Source organism: Pseudomonas sp. GB2N2, from assembly GCF_054897705.1.
On sequence record NZ_CM142701.1, the window covers coordinates 2,616,493 to 2,632,734 of the forward strand.

At 60.3% G+C, this 16,242-nt stretch carries 10 protein-coding genes; 6 read left to right on the forward strand and 4 right to left on the reverse strand.

Annotation, left to right across the window (positions count from 1 at the left end; all coding sequences use genetic code 11):
• The first annotated feature begins 205 nt into the window (after positions 1 to 205).
• The 4 genes from xdhA (at position 206) to guaD (ending at position 6,325) form a co-directional block, all read left to right on the forward strand.
• Positions 206 to 1,660, forward strand: a complete 1,455-nt coding sequence (gene xdhA / locus ACYZT4_RS12130; protein ID WP_461988051.1) for a xanthine dehydrogenase small subunit — start codon at positions 206 to 208, stop codon at positions 1,658 to 1,660.
• The gene (gene xdhB / locus ACYZT4_RS12135) at positions 1,653 to 4,052 is read left to right on the forward strand and encodes a xanthine dehydrogenase molybdopterin binding subunit (protein ID WP_461988052.1); all 2,400 of its coding nucleotides are present in this window, start codon (positions 1,653 to 1,655) and stop codon (positions 4,050 to 4,052) included. The genes xdhA and xdhB overlap by 8 nt, the downstream gene beginning before the upstream one ends.
• Positions 4,053 to 4,169: 117 nt before the next feature.
• Entirely contained in the window at positions 4,170 to 5,012 is an 843-nt protein-coding gene (gene xdhC / locus ACYZT4_RS12140) for a xanthine dehydrogenase accessory protein XdhC (RefSeq protein ID WP_461988054.1), read from the forward strand.
• A gap of 8 nt (positions 5,013 to 5,020) precedes the next feature.
• On the forward strand, positions 5,021 to 6,325 hold the full coding sequence (gene guaD, locus ACYZT4_RS12145; protein WP_461988056.1) for a guanine deaminase: 1,305 nt from the start codon (positions 5,021 to 5,023) through the stop codon (positions 6,323 to 6,325).
• A 172-nt stretch (positions 6,326 to 6,497) separates the two neighbouring features.
• Here the strand turns inward: guaD and ACYZT4_RS12150 are convergent, their stop codons facing one another.
• Positions 6,498 to 7,262 carry a GntR family transcriptional regulator gene (locus ACYZT4_RS12150; protein ID WP_253438985.1) on the reverse strand — a complete coding sequence of 255 codons (765 nt, stop codon included), beginning with the start codon at positions 7,260 to 7,262 and terminating at the stop codon, positions 6,498 to 6,500.
• 259 nt (positions 7,263 to 7,521) lie between these two features.
• Between ACYZT4_RS12150 and ACYZT4_RS12155 the strand changes: the two genes are divergently transcribed.
• Positions 7,522 to 8,715, forward strand: a complete 1,194-nt coding sequence (locus ACYZT4_RS12155; RefSeq protein WP_461988058.1) for a benzoate/H(+) symporter BenE family transporter — start codon at positions 7,522 to 7,524, stop codon at positions 8,713 to 8,715.
• Positions 8,716 to 8,787: 72 nt separating this feature from the next.
• Here the strand turns inward: ACYZT4_RS12155 and ACYZT4_RS12160 are convergent, their stop codons facing one another.
• Positions 8,788 to 9,129, reverse strand: coding sequence for a YggL family protein (locus ACYZT4_RS12160; protein WP_461988060.1), 342 nt, complete (start codon positions 9,127 to 9,129; stop codon positions 8,788 to 8,790).
• A 235-nt stretch (positions 9,130 to 9,364) separates the two neighbouring features.
• Between ACYZT4_RS12160 and dacB the strand changes: the two genes are divergently transcribed.
• Complete coding sequence (gene dacB, locus ACYZT4_RS12165; RefSeq protein ID WP_461988061.1) at positions 9,365 to 10,837, forward strand: D-alanyl-D-alanine carboxypeptidase/D-alanyl-D-alanine endopeptidase; 1,473 nt, start codon at positions 9,365 to 9,367, stop codon at positions 10,835 to 10,837.
• 135 nt (positions 10,838 to 10,972) lie between these two features.
• Here the strand turns inward: dacB and ACYZT4_RS12170 are convergent, their stop codons facing one another.
• Together ACYZT4_RS12170 and rlmKL are read right to left on the reverse strand one after the other, a co-directional pair.
• Positions 10,973 to 13,363: a sensor domain-containing diguanylate cyclase gene (locus ACYZT4_RS12170; protein WP_461988063.1), complete on the reverse strand. Its 2,391-nt coding sequence runs from the start codon at positions 13,361 to 13,363 to the stop codon at positions 10,973 to 10,975.
• A gap of 209 nt (positions 13,364 to 13,572) precedes the next feature.
• Positions 13,573 to 15,843 (reverse strand): bifunctional 23S rRNA (guanine(2069)-N(7))-methyltransferase RlmK/23S rRNA (guanine(2445)-N(2))-methyltransferase RlmL, encoded by a 2,271-nt coding sequence (gene rlmKL, locus ACYZT4_RS12175; protein ID WP_461988065.1) that lies wholly within the window; start codon positions 15,841 to 15,843, stop codon positions 13,573 to 13,575.
• Positions 15,844 to 16,242 lie beyond the last annotated feature (399 nt).

Genomic DNA, 16,242 nt, shown 5'->3' on the forward strand with positions numbered 1-16,242 from the left:
TGGCGGAGTGCCCCCTCAGCCGTTTTTGGCACGAATCCCGCAAAAAGCAGGCTATCGCGCAAGGGTCAATAATGAAGGAACACGTCGTTGATCGACAAAATGGCGTTTCCTGACCTTTAAGTCAGAAAATCATTGACCCGAAAGTCAGACCTGATAAATTCGGTCCATGTCGGTTAACAACAATAATGAGTCTGCGAGGCCTTCCGTGATCCAGTTTTTACTAAACCAGGAACTCCGTAGCGAGCACGCCCTGGACCCGAACCTGACCGTGCTCAATTACCTGCGCGACCATGTCGGCAAGCCCGGCACCAAAGAAGGCTGCGCCAGCGGTGACTGCGGCGCGTGTACCGTGGTGGTCGGCGAGCTGCAAACGGATGACGCGGGCCGCGAACACATCCGCTATCGCAGCATCAACTCGTGCCTGACGTTCGTTTCGTCGCTGCACGGCAAACAACTGATCAGCGTCGAAGACCTCAAGCACCAAGGCGAATTGCACAGCGTGCAGAAAGCCATGGTCGAGTGCCACGGTTCACAATGCGGCTTCTGTACCCCCGGTTTTGTGATGTCGCTGTTTGCCCTGCAAAAAAACAGTGACCAGCCCGATCATCGCAAAGCCCACGAAGCCCTCGCCGGCAACCTGTGCCGTTGCACCGGCTATCGGCCGATCCTGGAAGCCGCGGAGCAATCCTGCTGCGGCAAACAACCGGACCAGTTCGACGCTCGCGAAGCCGAGACCATCGCCCGCCTGAAATCGATTGCCCCCACCGACATCGGCGAACTCAACAGTGGCGACAAGCGCTGCCTGGTGCCGTTGACCGTGGCCGATCTGGCGGACCTTTACGACGCTTATCCACAGGCCCGGCTGCTGGCCGGCGGTACCGATCTGGCGCTGGAGGTCACCCAGTTCCACCGAACGCTGCCGGTGATGATTTACGTTGGCAACGTCGCTGAGATGAAGCGCATCGAGCGTTTTGACGATCGCCTGGAAATCGGCGCTGCCACCGCCCTCTCCGATTGCTACGACGCCTTGAAGACCGAGTACCCGGACTTCGGCGAACTGTTGCAACGCTTCGCGTCCTTGCAGATCCGCAACCAGGGCACCCTCGGCGGCAACATCGGCAACGCCTCGCCGATTGGTGATTCGCCGCCGCTGCTGATCGCCTTGGGCGCGCAGATTGTCCTCTGCAAAGGCGAGACCCGCCGCACCCTGGCCATCGAAGATTACTTCATCGATTACCGCGTCACCGCTCGCCAGGAAAGCGAGTTCATCGAGAAGATCATCGTGCCGCGTGCCAGCGTCGAGCAAACGTTCCGCGCCTACAAAGTTTCCAAGCGTCTGGACGATGACATCTCTGCCGTGTGCGCGGCGTTCAACCTGCGTATCGACAACGGCGTTATCGCCGATGCCCGCGTGGCGTTTGGAGGCATGGCAGCGATTCCGAAACGTGCGAATCACTGCGAAACCGTACTGCTCGGCTCACCCTTCAACAACGCCACTTTTGAACGCGCCTGCGCCGCACTGGCCGAAGATTTCACGCCGCTCTCGGACTTCCGCGCCAGCAAGGAATATCGCCTGCTCAGCGCGCAGAACCTGCTGCGCAAATACTTCATCGAACTGCAAACGCCGCACATCGAAACTCGGGTGACCGCTTATGTCTAACCATCACGCCGTAGAGAAGACCCAGGCCGAACTGGCTGAACTGTTCGCCAAGGACCTGACCACCGGTGTCGGCCGCAGCGTCAAGCACGACAGCGCCGCCAAGCATGTCGCCGGTGAAGCGCAGTACATCGACGACCGGCTGGAATTTCCCAATCAGCTGCACGTTTATGCACGCCTGTCGGACCGTGCCCACGCAAAAATCATCAGCATCGACACCAAGCCCTGCTACGCCTTTGAAGGCGTACGCATCGCCATCACCCACGAAGACGTGCCGGGCCTGAAAGACATCGGGCCACTGTTGCCGGGCGATCCGTTGCTGGCGATTGATGACGTGCAATTCGTCGGGCAACCGGTGCTCGCCGTCGCCGCAAAAGATCTGGAAACCGCACGCAAAGCGGCGATGGCTGCAATCATCGAATATGAAGACCTCGAACCGGTGCTGGACGTGGTCGAGGCCTTTCGCAAAAAGCATTTCGTGCTGGACAGCCACACCCATGAACGTGGTGATTCGGTGGGCGCATTGGCGACAGCGAAAAATCGTATCCAGGGCACGCTGCACATTGGCGGCCAGGAGCACTTCTACCTCGAAACGCAGATCTCGTCGGTAATGCCGACTGAAGACGGCGGGATGATCGTCTACTGCTCCACGCAGAACCCCACCGAAGTGCAGAAACTGGTGGCTGAAGTGCTCGACGTGTCGATGAACAAGATCGTCGTCGACATGCGCCGCATGGGAGGAGGTTTTGGTGGCAAGGAAACGCAAGCGGCGAGCCCGGCCTGCCTGTGCGCAGTGATTGCGCGCCTGACCGGCCAGCCGACCAAAATGCGCCTGCCGCGTGTTGAAGACATGCTGATGACCGGCAAGCGTCACCCGTTCTACGTCGAGTACGACGTCGGCTTTGACGACAGCGGGCGCCTGCACGGCATCCAGCTGGAACTGGCGGGTAACTGCGGCTGCTCTCCGGATTTATCGAACTCGATTGTCGACCGCGCCATGTTCCACGCCGATAACTCGTATTACCTGGGCGACGCGACCATCAACGGTCATCGCTGCAAGACCAACACTGCGTCGAACACCGCGTACCGGGGGTTCGGCGGCCCGCAAGGGATGGTCGCGATCGAAGAAGTGATGGACGCGATTGCCCGTCATCTGGCCCTCGACCCGCTGGCCGTGCGCAAGGCCAACTACTACGGCAAGACCGAGCGCAACGTCACGCATTACTACCAGACGGTCGAGCACAACATGCTCGAGGAAATGACCGCTGAACTGGAAGAAAGCAGCCAGTACGCCGAGCGCCGCGAAGCGATCCGGCGCTACAACGCCAACAGCCCGATCCTGAAAAAAGGCCTGGCGCTGACCCCGGTAAAATTCGGTATTTCCTTCACCGCCAGCTTCCTCAATCAGGCCGGTGCGCTGGTCCACGTCTACACCGACGGCAGCATCCACCTGAACCATGGCGGCACCGAAATGGGCCAGGGCTTGAACACCAAAGTCGCGCAGGTCGTGGCCGAAGTGTTCCAGGTGGAAATGGACCGTGTGCAGATCACCGCGACCAACACCGACAAGGTGCCGAACACCTCGCCGACGGCTGCTTCCAGTGGCGCCGATTTGAACGGCAAAGCCGCACAAAACGCGGCTGAAATCATCAAGCAGCGCCTGGTCGAATTTGCCGCGCGGCACTACAAGGTCAGCGAAGAAGACGTGGAGTTTCACAACGGTCACGTCCGCGTGCGTGATCACATTCTGACCTTCGAGGCGCTGATTCAGCAGGCGTATTTCGCTCAGGTGTCGCTGTCGAGCACCGGGTTCTACAAGACCCCGAAAATCTTCTACGACCGCAGTCAGGCTCGTGGCCGGCCGTTCTACTACTTCGCGTTTGGCGCGGCGTGCTGCGAGGTGATCATCGACACGCTGACCGGCGAATACAAAATGCTGCGCACCGACATTCTCCACGACGTTGGCGCTTCGCTGAACCCGGCGATCGACATCGGTCAGGTCGAGGGTGGCTTTATCCAGGGCATGGGTTGGTTGACCATGGAAGAACTGGTCTGGAACGCCAAGGGCAAACTGATGACCAACGGCCCGGCCAGCTACAAGATCCCGGCGGTTGCCGACATGCCGCTGGACCTGCGGGTCAAGCTGGTGGAAAACCGCAAGAACCCGGAAGACACCGTGTTCCACTCCAAGGCCGTGGGCGAGCCGCCGTTCATGCTCGGCATCGCCTCGTGGTGTGCGATCAAGGACGCCGTGGCGAGCCTGGGCGATTACAAACACCAGCCGAAAATCGATGCGCCGGCGACACCGGAGCGGGTGTTGTGGGGCTGTGAGCAAATGCGGCAGTTGAAGGCGGCGAAGGCCGTGGAAGCGGAAACCGAGTTGGCTTCGCTCTAAGACCGAGGCGCGGCTATCGCGAGCAGGCTCACTCCTACAGGTGAATGCATTTCAAATGTGGGAGTGAGCCTGCTCGCGATGAGGCCCGAACAGACAACAGAAATGTTGAGGTGAATTATGTACAACTGGATCGACGCCCTCGCCGACCTGCAATCCCAGGGTGAGCCCTGCGTGTTGGTAACCATCATCGAAGAGCTCGGCTCGACGCCGCGCAACGCCGGTTCGAAGATGGTCATCAGCGCGAACCAGACCTTCGACACCATCGGTGGCGGGCACCTGGAATACAAGGCCATGCAGATCGGCCGCGAGATGCTCGCCAGCGGCAAGCAGGACACCCATCTGGAGCGCTTCAGCCTCGGCGCGAGCCTCGGCCAGTGCTGCGGCGGCGTGACCGTGTTGCTGTTCGAACCGATGGGCCAGGTCCAGGCGCAGATCGCCGTGTTCGGCGCCGGCCATGTCGGTCGTGCGCTGGTGCCGCTGCTCGCCAGCCTGCCCTGCCGGGTGCGCTGGATTGATTCACGGGAAGCGGAGTTCCCGGAACAGATCCCCCACGGCGTGCGCAAAATCGTCGCCGAAGAACCGGTGGATGAAATCGACAACCTGCCCGCCGGCAGCTACTGCATCGTCATGACCCACAATCACCAGCTCGACCTCGAACTCACCGCCGCGATCCTCAAGCGCAATGATTTCACCTACTTCGGCCTGATCGGGTCGAAGACCAAACGGGTAAAGTTCGAACACCGCCTGCGCGATCGCGGTTTTGACAGCAGCGTGCTGCAACGCATGCGCTGCCCGATGGGCATTGGCGAAGTCAAAGGCAAGTTGCCTGTGGAAATTGCCATCTCCATCGCTGGCGAAATCATCGCCACCTACAACGCCAATTTCGGCCAGCAAACCTCCAGCGCCGAACCGATTGCCAAGCTGCTGCCGGCTTCACGCCGCAGCCAAGCCATGAACTGAGAATGACCATGCCTCTGACTCGCAAAGCCTACCGCGCCGCCATCCTGCACAGCATCGCCGACCCCGCCGAAGTCGGGATCGAAGCCTCCTATGAGTATTTCGAAGACGGCTTGCTGGTGGTCGATAACGGCCAGATCAGCGCCGTTGGCCACGCCCGCGATTTGCTGCCGACGCTGCCGGCGGATGTCGAGATCACTCATTATCAGGACGCGCTGATCACTCCCGGTTTCATCGACACCCACATCCATTTGCCGCAAACCGGCATGGTCGGTGCCTACGGCGAACAACTGCTGGACTGGCTCAACACCTACACCTTCCCGTGCGAAAGCCAGTTCGCCGACAAGACCCACGCAGACGAAGTCGCGGACATTTTCATCAAGGAACTGCTGCGCAACGGCACCACCACCGCGCTGGTGTTCGGCAGCGTGCACCCGCAATCGGTGAACTCGTTTTTCGAGGCCGCCGAGCAGCTGGACCTGCGGATGATCGCCGGCAAGGTGATGATGGACCGCAACGCGCCGGATTACCTGACCGACACCGCCGAATCCAGCTACGTCGAAAGCAAGGCTTTGATCGAGCGCTGGCACGGCAAGGGTCGCTTGCACTACGCCGTCACCCCGCGCTTCGCCCCCACCAGCACCCCGGAACAGCTGACCCTCGCCGGCCAGTTGCTGAGTGAATATCCGGACCTGTACATGCAGACCCACATCAGCGAAAACCTCAAGGAAGTCGAGTGGGTCAAGGAGCTGTTCCCGGAGCGCAAGGGTTACCTCGACGTTTACGATCATTACCAGTTGCTGGGCGAGCGCTCGGTGTTCGCCCACGGCGTGCACCTGTGCGACGACGAATGTGCGCGACTGGCGCAGACCGGTTCGGCCATTGCCTTCTGCCCGACCTCGAACTTCTTCCTCGGCAGCGGCCTGTTCAACCTGCCGATGGCCGAGAAGCACAAACTGAATGTCGGTTTGGGCACGGACATCGGCGGCGGCACCAGCTTCTCGCTCCTGCAAACGCTGAACGAAGCGTACAAGGTCATGCAACTGCAAGGCGCGCGGCTGAGCCCGTTCAAATCGCTGTACCTGGCGACCCTCGGCGGCGCTCGTGCGCTGCGGTTGGAAGACAGGATCGGCACGTTGCTGCCGGGCACCGATGCGGACTTCCTGGTGTTGGATTACAACGCCACGCCGTTGCTGAGCTATCGCTTGAAGCAGGTCAATAACATTGCCGAGACGTTGTTTGTGCTAATGACGCTGGGGGATGACCGGACGGTGCTGCAGACATATGCGGCGGGGAATCAGGTGCATCAGCGGTAAGCAATTGCAGGCATAAAAAAATCCCCCGCAATCATCAGATTCCGGGGGATTTTTTGTTCCCTGTAGGAGCGAGCCTGCTCGCGATGGACTCAATAGCGCCGCGGGGCACCAGACACCCCGCGTAATTGTTAACGTCCATCGCGAGCAGGCTCGCTCCTACAGGGGATCGGCCTTAAAGCTTGGCGGTGGAACGCCCTGGCTTCTTGGTCTGCAACAAATGCGAGAACACCGCATGCAAATCATCCGACGCGCTTTCCTCATCGAGGTTGAGTTTGCTGTCGATGTGATCCATGTGGTGCATCATCAAATTCACCGCCAATTCACCGTTGCGCGCTTCGATCGCGTCGATCAGTTGGGTGTGTTCGTCGTAAGAACAGTGCGAACGGTTGCCGCTTTCATACTGGGCAATGATCAACGAAGTCTGGGACACCAGGCTGCGCTGGAAGCTGATCAGCGGGGCATTCTTCGCGGCTTCGGCCAGTTTCAGGTGGAATTCGCCCGACAGGCGGATACCGGCGCCGCGATCGCCGCGGGAAAAGCTGTCGCGCTCATCGTTGACCATCTGGCGCAATTCGGCGATCTGCTCGGCGGTGGCGTGTTGCACAGCGAGCTCAGTGATTGCGCGCTCCACCAGACGGCGGGCAAGAAACACCTGACGCGCTTCTTCCACACTCGGGCTGGCCACCACAGCACCGCGATTCGGCCGCAGCAGCACAACGCCTTCATGGGCCAGACGCGACAGCGCGCGGCGAATGATGGTGCGGCTGACCCCGAAAATTTCCCCCAGCGCTTCTTCGCTCAATTTGGTGCCGGGCGCCAGGCGCTGTTCGAGGATGGCCTCGAAGATGTGCGCGTAGACAATATCGTCCTGGGTGCCGCTGCGGCCGGCTTTGCCTGCTCGCGGTTGTTTCTTGAGGGGCTGCAACTGTTCGTTCATGGGCACTCGAGTCGGGAGAACTGCGGCGAATTGACCGTGACTGTAATACGGCACAGTGGGTCGCTGGCAAGTATCGCGTAAAAAACACCGCGATTGTACACAATGGACAGTGGCAACACGACTGTACGGCTGTTTGTCGCCTTTGCTGTATTGCAACGATCGCTTACGTTTGAGTTTAGGCTTAACCGCAGAATCCGCCGTAAATGCGATCCCCTGCGCTGCAGCGGATATTTTCGTACGAACAAGGAACACCGCCGTCATGAACGACGCCACGCACGCGCTGCTCCGCCCTCTGACCGATACATCACCCTCGGCCATCGTTGCCGGTTTCATCGCGATGATGACCGGTTACACCAGCTCCCTGGTGCTGATGTTCCAGGCCGGGCAAGCGGCGGGCTTGAGCAGCGGGCAGATCTCGTCTTGGATCTGGGCGATTTCCATTGGCATGGCGGTGTGCTCGATCGGCCTGTCCCTGCGTTATCGCACGCCGATCACCATTGCCTGGTCGACCCCCGGCGCGGCGTTGCTGATCACCAGCCTGGGTGGCGTGAGTTACGGCGAAGCCATTGGCGCCTACATCACCTGCGCGGTGCTGGTGACGATTTGTGGACTCACCGGCAGCTTCGAACGCTTGGTGAAAAAGATTCCAGCGTCCCTAGCCGCGGCGTTGCTGGCCGGGATTCTGTTCAAGATCGGCAGCGAAATTTTCGTTGCCGCCCAGCACCGCACCGCGCTGGTGTTGGGGATGTTCTTCACTTACCTGGTGGTCAAGCGCCTGTCGCCGCGCTATGCGGTACTCGCCGCGCTGCTGATCGGCACCGCGTTGTCCGGGTTGATGGGACTGCTGGACTTCAGTGCGTTTCACCTCGAAGTGGCGACGCCGGTCTGGACCACGCCGCACTTCTCCCTGGCCGCCACTATCAGCATCGGCATTCCGCTGTTCGTGGTGGCGATGACCTCGCAGAACATGCCGGGCATCGCCGTGTTGCGCGCTGACGGCTACACCGTGCCCGCCTCACCGCTGATCACCACTACCGGCATCGCCTCGCTGCTGTTGGCGCCGTTCGGTTCCCACGGGATCAACCTGGCGGCCATCAGCGCGGCCATCTGCACCGGGCCACATGCCCACGAAGATCGCAACAAGCGCTATACCGCAGCAGTCTGGTGCGGGATTTTCTACGGGATCGCCGGGGTGTTCGGTGCAACGCTGGCGGCGCTGTTTGCCGCGCTGCCCAAAGAGCTGGTGCTGTCGATTGCGGCGCTGGCGTTGTTCGGTTCGATCATCAATGGCTTGAGCATTGCCATGACCGAAGTGAAGGAACGTGAGGCGGCGCTGATCACCTTTATGGTCACGGCGTCGGGGTTGACGCTGTTTTCCATCGGGTCGGCGTTCTGGGGGATTGTTGCGGGGGTGTTGACGCTGCTGGTTCTGAATTGGAGGAGGCAGCTATAAGCTGCAAGCTGCAAGCTTCAAGCTTCAAGCTTCAAGCTCGGTTAGCTTGACGCTTGAAGCTTGCAACTGCGGTCAGGCCTGATTGATCGGCTTTTCCGGGTACCAGACGTCGATCAGCGGGCTGACGGTTGCTTCAGTCAGTTCGCTGCGGCCTTTGAGCCAGGCTTCAACAGCGACACGCTGCTCTTCTGAAACGGAGCCACGTTTCTGCAGGCAAACCAGACCGAAGTCGTCGCCGCCAACATAACCCAGACCGTTGGCTTCCATGGCTTCTTTCAGGAACGCGTCGAGGAAAGCATCAATGGCTTCATCAGCCAAATCTTCTTTGAAATCCAGGTTCAGCTCGAAACCCAGCTCTTGAAATTCATCGACGCACAGTTTTTTGCGCAGACGCTGGGAACGGTTAGTCGCCATTGGAACAATCCTCATAAGTAATAACGGGCGGCACTTTAGCAGTTTAAGCCGCCAATTGCCCGACTCTCTGGGTGCGATGAGTGACCGTCGGTAAAAAAATAGCGGATTAGACGGCCTGGGTACGGCACAAGCCGCTACCCCTTGGGGCATAATGCCGACACTTTCATGACCACCGAGGGAATCCATCTTCATGCCCTCGTCTTTTTTTCCCCTCGACTGCAGGGTTCCATTTCAGATGATCAAATCTTTGCGTCCACTGTTGCTGGCCAGTCTTCTTTTCCCTTTGGCCCTCCCCCTTGCCCTGCCCGTCTCCGCCGACCCCCTCAATACCTCGCTGTCGCCCAACGTCGAAAAAGCCCTGAAGGCCAGCAAGCTGCAGGACAACGCCCTGTCGCTGGTGATGATTCCGCTTACCGGTCCTGGCACCCCGACCATTTTCAACGCTGACGTTTCGGTCAACCCGGCGTCCACCATGAAACTGGTGACCACCTACGCTTCGCTGGAAATGCTCGGCCCGAACCACCAGTGGAAAACCGAGTTCTACACCGACGGCACCCTCAGCGGCGGCATTCTCAACGGCAACCTCTACCTCAAGGGTGGCGGCGATCCGAAACTGAACATGGAAAAACTCTGGCTGCTGATGCGCGACCTGCGCGCCAACGGCGTGACCCAAGTCACCGGCGACCTGGTGCTGGACCGCAATTTCTTCCTGCAACCGCAACTGCCCGAGTTCAACGATGACGGCAATGACGAGAACAAACCGTTCCTGGTCAAACCCGACTCGCTGCTGGTCAACCTCAAGGCGCTGCGTTTTGTCGCGCGCAACGACGGTGGCCGGGTACTGATCTCGGTCGAACCGCCGATTGCCAGCATCCGCATCGAAAACCAGGTCAAGGCGATCAACTCCAAGCAATGCACCGGCGGCGTGCGTTATAACCCCGTGCCCCAAGCCGATGGCACCGTCACCGTGACCGTCGGCGGTCAGTTGGGCGATGGCTGCAGCTCGCAGACTTACCTGTCGCTGCTCGACCACGCGACCTACACCGCCGGCGCCGTCCGAGCGATCTGGAAAGAACTGGGTGGCAGCATTCAGGGCAAGGATGTGCTGGCCGCCACGCCGAAAGACGCCAAGGTCCTGGCGCGCGCGTTCTCGCCGGATCTGGCGGAAATCATCCGCGACATCAACAAATACAGTAACAACACCATGGCTCAGCAGCTGTTCCTGAGCCTGGGTCAGAAATTCCGTACCGATGCCGATGCCGACGACGCCAAGGCCGCCCAGCGTGTGGTGCGTCAGTGGCTGGCGAAGAAGGGCATCACTGCGCCGCACTTGGTGATGGAGAATGGCTCTGGTCTGTCTCGCGCCGAGCGTGTGAGTGCACGGGAAATGGCGGCGATGCTGCAAGCGGCCTGGCACAGCCCGTACGCCGCCGAATTCATCAGTTCGCTGCCGATTGCCGGTACCGATGGCACCATGCGTAAACGCCTGAAGACTACGGCGATGCGCGGCGAAGCCCACGTCAAGACCGGCACCCTGAACACCGTGCGCGCGATCTCCGGCTTCAGCCGCGACATCAATGGCAATACCTGGGCGGTGGTGGCGATCCTCAACGACAAGGCCCCGTTCGGCGCGTCCTCGGTACTGGATCAGGTATTGCTGGACCTGTATCGCCAGCCGAAATTGCCGGAGACGGCTTCGGTCCTATAGCGCAGATCTGAAGAACACTCGAAACACTGTGGGAGCGGGCTTGCCCGCGATGACGGCAGCACATCCAGCATTAATGTGACTGATACACCGCCATCGCGGGCAAGCCCGCTCCCACAGGTTTTGTGTAAACCGGGGTTAATTCATCTCGCCTTCAACCCGATCCCGCCCGCCCTGCTTCGCCATGTAAACCCCCGAATCCGCCCGCAGCAGCAGCGCATCCGCGCCCTCGCCCACGCGCCAACTGGCAATGCCGAAACTCGCCGTGACGATGCCGACGCCGTCGATCGGTGAACTGCGCAAGCCTTGCCACAGCTCCAGCGCCAGCCCATGGGCCTTTTCGCCGTCGATGTCCGGGCACAGCACCATGAATTCCTCGCCGCCGAGGCGACAGAACACATCGGTGCGACGCAATCGATGGCCGATACGCTCGCACACCGCCTGCAGCACCCTATCGCCCACCGCGTGACCGTGCTGGTCGTTGATGCGCTTGAAGTGGTCGATGTCGAGCATGATTACCGACAACTCGCCGCCACCGCGCTCGACCCGGGCCATTTCAGTGGTCAGGCGCTCCTGGAAGTAACGCCGGTTGTGGATTCCGGTCAGCGAATCGGTGATCGACAGCGCCCGCAGCTCTTCTTCCACGCGCTTGAGGTCGGAGATGTCCGAGATGTAGCCGTGCCAGAGCACGCCGCCACCGGGCAGCTCTTCCGGCGTTGCTTCGCCACGCACCCAGCGCGTGCCACGCACCGGCAAGAGCACGCGGTACTCCTCGCGCCACGGGCTTATGGAGTCCGCCGAGGCACGGATCGAAGCGCGTACCCGCGTGGTGTCCTGGGGATGAATCCGGGTGAAGATCGCTTCGGCGTTGAGCAGCAATACATCCGGTTCGAGCTCATAGATCTCGCGGATACCGTCGCTGGCATAGATCACGCTGAAGCGTCCGTCGAATTCCATCTTGAACTGGTAAATCCCGCCGGGCACATGGGCGCTGAGTTTCTTCAACAACAGGTCCCGTGCCGCCAGCGCCTCGTAAACGCGCTTGCGTTCGGTGACGTCGATGCAGATCGCCAGGTGCCCGACCCATAAACCTTGCTCATCGAGCACTGGGGTCGCCAGCATGTTTACCGTCAGGTGGCTGCCATCGCCACGGACCAGCGTCCATTCACGCGACTCGTGGCCGCCGTCCTCGCCGCCCTCGACCAGCATCGCCTGGCAGGTCGGAATCGGCTTGCCGTAGCGCGCACTCAATTCCGCCGAGCGCATCGCCAGCTCCCGGGGCAGGTGCAGGTTTTCCAGAGTCATGTGACCGACCACTTCCGTGCTGGAGTAGCCGAGCATCTGCTCTGCCCCGGCATTGAAGGTGCTGATGACGCCGCGCAGGTCGGTGGCGATGATCGCCACTTGGGTGGCAGCGTTGAGGACGCCACGCAACTGACCGTGAGTGCCGCGCAATTCCTGTTCGCGAGCGCGCAACTCCTGGGTCCGCTGCTCGACCATTTTCAACGCGCGTTGACGCTGGCTGACCAACACGTAGAGCAGCGCACTGAGCAACAGACTGAGCAAACTGCCCAATACCACCAGGCTGCTGACCGAAGAATGGTTAGCTTGCAGAAAAGCTTCGCTGGGCTGGATGTCGACTTGATAATCATGGTCGGCAAGCCGCAGCAGCCGGGTCGCCGACAAATCACTGACGGCCGGCCCGTTGGGCGATTCGTACAGCACTTCGTGCTGATCGTCTGTGGATAAGTCGAGGATGCGCACCGAGAGATAATCGCGGGCGGCTTCCGGTAAGCCGTCGGCGAGCAACTGGCGCATGCTGATCACGGCCATCACATAGCCGTAGGGTTTTGTCGACGCCTGGTCGCGGATCATGACCGGCGCGACCAGCAACACGCCGCGCGCATACGCCGGCTCGACACTGACCAGGTGCATCGGCTGCGACACCGCCATCAGGCCGTGCTGGTCGGCCCGGTCAAGGGTGGCGCGGCGCAGAGGCTGGGCCAGCAAGTCATAACCCAGGGGGGAGCCGAGCTTGCTTTGGGTCTGGCTATAAAGGACCACCACGTATTCATCGCGTTCGGCTGCCAGTTGCAGTTGGCCGTCGGCATTGAGTTCACGAATGCTGAAATCCGCCAATCCCTGCGCACGCACCCGCTGCTCGAATTCCGCGCGCTCGGCACCGCTGACCCGCAACGCAAATGAATACGCCTGGGTTCGGTGCAGCAAAGGTTGGGTGTAACCGTTGAATTCCTCGCGGTCGACCGCGTCGGAATTGGCAAAAAACCGGCGCAGGCCGTCGAGGCGCTGCTCCTGATCTTCGAAACGTTCTTCGATACGGCTGTAACGCTCACTGGCCAGCAGTTGGAAACGTTGCCGCAATTGATGGTGAAACAGATTCAGTGTCGACCAGGCCAGCAGCGCCGTTAGAAACCCGCCAACCAGCAATACCAGCAGCGCGACGAGCCAGGCGGAAGCATCTTCACTGATAAAACCAAGGATCTTGGGGCGCACGGCGTGCAACGACATAAAGGCAAACTCAACATACCAAGTGCCGGGAAAACCCACAGGCCCTGCTTGAGTTATAGCTATTAGCCATCAATTTGACCAGCCCTGAATCCCCCCTGTAGGAACGAGCTTGCTCGCGAAAAACGTTCGGGCAACGCGTTTATTCAGAATGCACGCGTTATCGTTAACGACCATCGCGAGCGAGCTCCCTCCTACAGGGGGTCCAACTACTACCGGGCGGTAATTTTCCAGGCCCGATGGATCTTCCCGTTGCGGGCAAAATCCGGATCAATGGTCTGCGCCGTGATCTCCTCGACCGCGTAACGCTCGGTGAGGTTGGCTTCCAATTCGAACTTGCGGAAGTTGTTCGAGAAGTACAACACGCCGCCCGGCGCCAAGCGCGCCATGGCCAGGTCGATCAATTGCACCTGGTCACGCTGCACGTCGAAAATCCCTTCCATGCGTTTGGAGTTGGAGAAGGTCGGCGGGTCGATGAAGATCAGGTCGAACTCGTCACGGCAGGCATCCAGCCAGACCATGACATCGCCCTGCTCCAGGCGGTTCTTGTCGGAAAAGCCGTTCAGCGACAGATTGCGACGCGCCCAGTCGAGGTAAGTTTTCGACAGATCGACGCTGGTAGTACTGCGCGCGCCGCCCTTGGCCGCATGAACGCTGGCCGTCGCGGTGTAGCTATATAGATTGAGGAAGCGCTTGCCAGCCGCCTCTTTCTGAATGCGCATGCGCATCGGCCGGTGGTCGAGGAACAGCCCGGTGTCGAGGTAATCGGTGAGGTTGACCAGCAGCTTGACGCCACCTTCATTGACCTCGACGAATTTGCCTTGTGCCGCCTGGCGTTCGTACTGCTTGGTGCCGCTCTGACGCTCGCGGCGCTTGACCACCACGCGGCTCTTGTCGATGTTCAAAGCCTGGGGAATGGCAGCCAACGCATCGAACATGCGCGCCGACGCTTTTTCCGGATCGATGGATTTCGGCGCGGCGTATTCCTGGACGTGGACCCAATCCTGATACAGGTCGATGGCCATCGAGTATTCCGGCATGTCGGCATCGTAGACGCGGTAGCAGTCGATGCCTTCACGCTTGACCCACTTGCCCAGCGCCTTGAGATTCTTTTGCAGGCGATTGGCGAACATCTGCCCGCCTTCGCTCAAGCGCGGTTGCTCGATCACCACCGCAGCGGGTTTGATCGGGTTGCCGTTCTTGTTGTACTTCTCGTACTTGCCCGGCGCCACATCGTTGTCGGCGACTTCGACTTCGGCTTGCTCGCGCTCGACCTGACGCTGTTCCGGGGTGCGCCGTTCGCCGGTGACGAACTGGTCCGGCGTGACTTTGATCAGCAGCAGCTTGCACGGCAACGCGCCGTTCCAGAACGAATACTGCTTGTGGCTGCGGATGCCCATGCGCTTGCCAAGGTCCGGGGCGCCGGTGAACACCGCCGCTTCCCAGTTCAGGCAAGCCTGGCGCAGACGTTCGCCGAGGTTCTGGTAGAGATAAAGCAGGCTCGCCTCATCACCCAGGCGCTCGCCGTACGGCGGGTTGCAAATCACCAGACCTTTCTGGTTCTGGTCCGGGCGCGGCTCGAAGGTGCCGACTTCGCCCTGGTAGATCTTGATCCACTCGCTCAGGCCGGCACGCTCGACGTTGTTGCGGCCCGGTTGAATCAGGCGCGGGTCGGCTTCGTAACCGCGAATCCATAACGGAGGTTTGGCCAGACCGGCAGCCGCGCGTTCAGTGGCTTCTTCATGGAGTTTTTTCCACAGCGCCGGCACGTGACCGAGCCACGCAGTAAAGCCCCACTGCTCGCGACGCAGGTTCGGCGCCATATCGGCGGCGATCATCGCTGCTTCGACGAGGAACGTACCGACACCGCACATCGGGTCGGCCAGTGCGCCGCCGTCGGCCGCAATACGTGGCCAGCCGGAACGGATCAGGATCGCGGCCGCGAGGTTTTCCTTCAACGGCGCTGCGCCTTGCTGCAAGCGATAACCGCGCTGGTGCAGGCTGTGGCCGGAGAGGTCGAGGGACAGAATCGCTTCGCCACGGTCAAGACGCAGGTGAATGCGCAGGTCCGGGTTGAGTTTGTCGATGGACGGACGATCGCCTTGCGGGGTGCGCAGTTTGTCGACGATGGCGTCTTTGACTTTCAGCGCGCCGAAGTGCGTGTTGTCGATGCCCGAGCCGTGGCCGCTGAACTCGACGGCCAGGGTGCCGTCGTTGAGCATGTGGTCTTGCCACTCGATGTCGAGCACGCCGTGGTACAGGTCTTCGGCGTCCTTCATCGGGAACCGCTTGAGCACCAGCAGCACCCGGTTCGCCAGACGCGACCACAGGCACAGGCGATAAGCGGTTTCCATGGTAGCCATGCCGCGCACGGCCGAGGTGTGCTCACGTGCTTCTTCAAGGCCAAGCCCGACGGCTTCCTCGATCAGCAGGCCTTCAAGGCCTTTAGGGCAGGTGAGGAAGATTTCAAATTGATCGGACATTGGAGTCTCAGAGCCTTTGGCTAAGTGGAGCGGCAACGCATTGCCGGCCCGGTTTTCAATCAGGCGCTTTTCTAAAAGAGCGCCCGCGTGGCACGAAGGTGTGCCGTCCCACCCGTGCTGCTCAGGTTAGAAGAGCTTAGATGCAAGGGCAGATAAAAAAGTTGATGCAACAAAATGTCATAAGGCGACCCTTCGTCGAATAATGCCTCGACGTAACACGAGTCATTCTCACAAAGGATTAACCCCATCATTCTGCGGGGCGCTGATCATACAGGGCTTTGACCAATAAACACGGGACAACATCGTGTTACTTATGGCCTAAGCATCTTTATGGTTACGTCCTTATGACAAAACGATCATTCCCTCGATGTGACGCATTGGTTAGAACTCAACACAGGT